Here is a 3,285-nt window from a genome sequence, read left to right as displayed (position 1 = left end):
GATGTGAATATTTTAAAAGGCTGTGAGTGCGGAAACAACAAATTTCTTTACATTCCAAAGGTTAAGGGGAGAGAAAAGGAGGAGCTTGAAGAACAGTTTGAGAAAATTGAGAGCGTCAGGATAGTAGCTCCGGGAACTTACGAGATAAACATCGAGAAGCTCCTTGAGAGGGACGAAAGCATAATAGCTTTGCAAGAGAATGGGAGATACGCGATACATCTTCCTTCCCTTATCAAAAAGAAGAAGAGAAAATGAGGTTAAAGCTTCTCTTAATCTTGTATGCGATTTCGATCTCTCTAAAGCTTATCGGCTATTTAAAAACGAACTACTTAATTCTTCTTGCCGAATCTTTCCACAACTTAACTGATGTTATGATAGTCTTAAATCTTCTCTACGCTTTGAGAGTTGCTTCGAAGCCAGCAGACTACTCTCATCCCCTCGGTCACGGCTTGGCTGTTAACATCGGTTCGCTAATTGCCGGAGTAGCCTTCATAACGATAATCTCCTACGAGCTTGTTAAAGAAGGGGTAAGCAGAATTTTTTACGAGGTGGAATACGGGGAGGGAGCTTATCTCTACATGCTCGCGAGCATGCTTCCGATAGTTCTCGCTTTTTTCGTAATGGAAAAGAGGGGTGTGGCTGAGAGAACTGCCAAGATGGAGCTTAGAAACGACATTCTCTCAGGATTTTCCGCCACCGTTGGCGTTCTTGCAGCGGAAAGGTTTGCAATCATCGACTCCATTTTCACGATCTTCATCGCAGCTATCATCGGCTACAGTGGTTACATGCTCGTGAGGGAGAATTCGAGAATTTTAATGGGAGCGAGTCCGGATGAAGAGTTCTATGATAAAGTTAGGGAAATAGCCGAATCTTTTGAGGAAGTTCACAGCGTTCACGACGTGATAGCAACTTATATGGGGGAAAACAAAATCCACGTTGATATGCACGTGGTTGTTGATGGAGATATGACGGTGAGGGAAGCTGATAGACTGACAGAGAAAATAGCAAAGAAAATGATGGAAAACCTTCCAGAGTTAGGTTACGTTACAATTCACGTTTGTGCTGAGGAAAAGGATAGGTTGAAGTCCACCTACGAAAAAATAATGGGAGAAATATGATTATTCTGACTCTATCCCAACAGCCGTTAGAAATCTTCTTTTTATAGCTTCCGTCACGAGTTTCGCAAGGGTTTGCTTGTCCGTAACGTCTCCGAATATTCCGAGGGGAATTTTTCCTCCGGCAGCGTGGGCGTGTCCGCCGGCACTCCCCACATCCCCAAAGGCTTTTTTAAGAACCTCTCCAATGTTTATCCTCACGTCTCTGTTTCTTGCGGAGATGTAGACTGCATCCTTCATAATTCCGAAGACCAAAACTGTGGAAATTCCTTCCAATTTTAGAAGGAAGTCCGCTGCTTGCGGAAGCGTATCCCTATCGTTTATGAATCCTGCAAAGGAGATCAGGAAGGATGAGAAAATTTCTCTGTTCTTTATCGCTGTTCCAATAACATCGAGGGTTTCGGTAGACAAAGCTGGACCTTCCATCTTCTCTATCAGCTCGTTATCAACGAAAGGATAGAGGAAAGCTGCCGCAAGAAAATCAGCAGTCCTTGTATTCTTTTTGAACTCCTCGGTTTCTGTCTGAATTCCGAAGAAGAGAGCAGTGGCGAGCATTCTTGTCGGGACTATTTTCAAATCCTGAATGTACTGGGTTAAAATCGTTGCTGTTGCGCCAACATCGTTTCTTAGGTCGTAATACTCCGCTTCGACGCTTTCCGCAGGATGGTGGTCGATGACTATTGAAAGGGTTATGTCTTCGGGAATCGAGTTATTTACTCCAATTCCGGAAGAATCGACCAAAGCGAATTTATCGTAAATACTTAAATCCACTTCCGAAGCCTTGAGCATTTCCACATTCAATAAGTTAACCATCGCACGATTTTGTTGATGGGCTATCTCCCCGTAGTAAAGAATGTCTGCCGCAACGCCGAAATGCTTCGCAATCTCTCTCAAAGCCATAGCCGAAGATATCGCATCCGGATCGGGGTTGTCGTGAGTAAAGATGGCAAGCCTCTTACAATCCTTTAGGACGTTTTTCAGCCTTTTCAGCTTTCTAAGGTTTTCAGCTCTTTTGAGCTGATTCAGTAAACTTGTTTTCATCGCATCGTACGGAGTTATTACGATATCGGCTCCCGAAGACTCAAGCTCCTCACTCGCTTTAAAGCTTGAAGCTCTCGTTACTATTAAAACCTCAGGGGCGAGAGATCTTATTTTTTTCACAACGTTGAGATTCGTCTGGTCGTTTGCGGTAAGAACTAAAACAGCCTCAGCATCGCTGATGTTCAACTTTTTCAAAGTTTCATCTTTTTCTATGTCCCCTATTACAGCTTCGATCTCCTGATCCTTTAAAACCTCCACTTTCTCGGGGTTTTTATCGACCGCTATAACTCTCTTGCCAGCCTGAATGAGATCCATTATTACTTGGGAGCCAAAGCTACCGCAACCCAATATTATGTAGTCGTAACTTTCCATTGTCGGGAAATGTAGGAAGAAAGATATATAAAGGTTTTTCATTAGTTTCGGCATGGAACTAGAGGAGATAAGGGAAAAAATAGCTGAGAAATACCTTGAAATTGATAAAAAGTCGGGAGAACTCTTTTTGCTTGCGGTGCTTTTCGAAGAAGTTGGGGAGCTTGCGGAGGCTGTGAGAAAAAGAGATAGAGAAGCGGTAGAAGAAGAACTCTGCGATGTACTCTTTATGGTTTTGAGTTTAGCCAATTATTTTGACGTGAAACCCGAAAACGTGCTCGTAAAGAAGTACGTTGAGAGCGATCCGTCTTCAAGATGGGATCTTCCTTAACTTTTTGAGCACGAGCTCCTTCTTCCTCAAAGCTGCCTCGAAAGCCTCGTCGATCTTCTTCTTCATCTCTTCGAAGTTTTCCGGTTTATCCTCGCCGACGAGCTTCTTAATCGGAGTGTAGGCGCTCTCTCTAAACCTCGGCTTCAGCTCCTTTTCCGTTCCATCTTCGATTAGGTAAGTTCCCTCTCCCTCTTCAACTCTTCCGACCTCTTCAACTCTAACACCCTCTTTTTCAATCTCGTCGGCGATCTCGTTAGCGACATTTTCTGGACAGATTATCATCAGGGAATCTATGGAAACCCCGAGAAAATCGATTTCCAGTTCCTCAAGCATGTCCAGAACCTTCTTGTTTACAACATTTCTCAACTTTTCATAGTCGAAAACGAGCTTCGTCTTCGAAACCCTTGATATTTCCATCGCATCCCCTCT

General features: G+C 43.6%; 4 protein-coding genes and 1 pseudogene. 3 read left to right on the top strand and 2 right to left on the bottom strand.

The annotated features are described in order from the left end of the window. On the top strand, positions 1-255 hold a 255-nt coding region (locus tag F7C14_RS10155), incomplete at its 5' end, for a Zn-ribbon containing protein (RefSeq protein ID WP_290902524.1). Beyond that, the gene (locus F7C14_RS10150; protein ID WP_290902521.1) at positions 252-1,118 is read left to right on the top strand and encodes a cation diffusion facilitator family transporter; all 867 of its coding nucleotides are present in this window, start codon (positions 252-254) and stop codon (positions 1,116-1,118) included. The genes F7C14_RS10155 and F7C14_RS10150, both read left to right, overlap by 4 nt. On the opposite strand, the gene F7C14_RS10145 is transcribed toward F7C14_RS10150, so the two are convergent. Further along, positions 1,119-2,528 carry a DHH family phosphoesterase gene (locus F7C14_RS10145; protein ID WP_290902519.1) on the bottom strand — a complete coding sequence of 470 codons (1,410 nt, stop codon included), beginning with the start codon at positions 2,526-2,528 and terminating at the stop codon, positions 1,119-1,121. A gap of 52 nt (positions 2,529-2,580) precedes the next feature. Between F7C14_RS10145 and F7C14_RS10140 the strand changes: the two genes are divergently transcribed. Further along, entirely contained in the window at positions 2,581-2,856 is a 276-nt protein-coding gene (locus F7C14_RS10140) for a MazG nucleotide pyrophosphohydrolase domain-containing protein (RefSeq protein WP_290902517.1), read from the top strand. Here F7C14_RS10140 and F7C14_RS10135 read toward each other — a convergent pair. Next, positions 2,836-3,285 (bottom strand): annotated as a pseudogene (locus F7C14_RS10135) (AIR synthase-related protein); the annotation flags it as partial. The gene F7C14_RS10140 and the pseudogene F7C14_RS10135 overlap by 21 nt on opposite strands.

Source organism: Ferroglobus sp., from assembly GCF_015521575.1.
In the GTDB taxonomy this organism is placed as follows: Archaea; Halobacteriota; Archaeoglobi; order Archaeoglobales; family Archaeoglobaceae; genus Ferroglobus.
The sequence above is the reverse complement of the archived record's forward strand: the minus strand, read 5'-3'. Positions and strand labels throughout refer to the sequence as shown.

Coding starts and splice junctions, on each gene's coding strand:
- F7C14_RS10140 (WP_290902517.1), top strand. CDS start 2,581: ATGGAACTAGAGGAGATAAGGGAAAAAATAGCTGAGAAATACCTTGAA.
- F7C14_RS10145 (WP_290902519.1), bottom strand. CDS start 2,528: ATGGAAAGTTACGACTACATAATATTGGGTTGCGGTAGCTTTGGCTCC.
- F7C14_RS10150 (WP_290902521.1), top strand. CDS start 252: ATGAGGTTAAAGCTTCTCTTAATCTTGTATGCGATTTCGATCTCTCTA.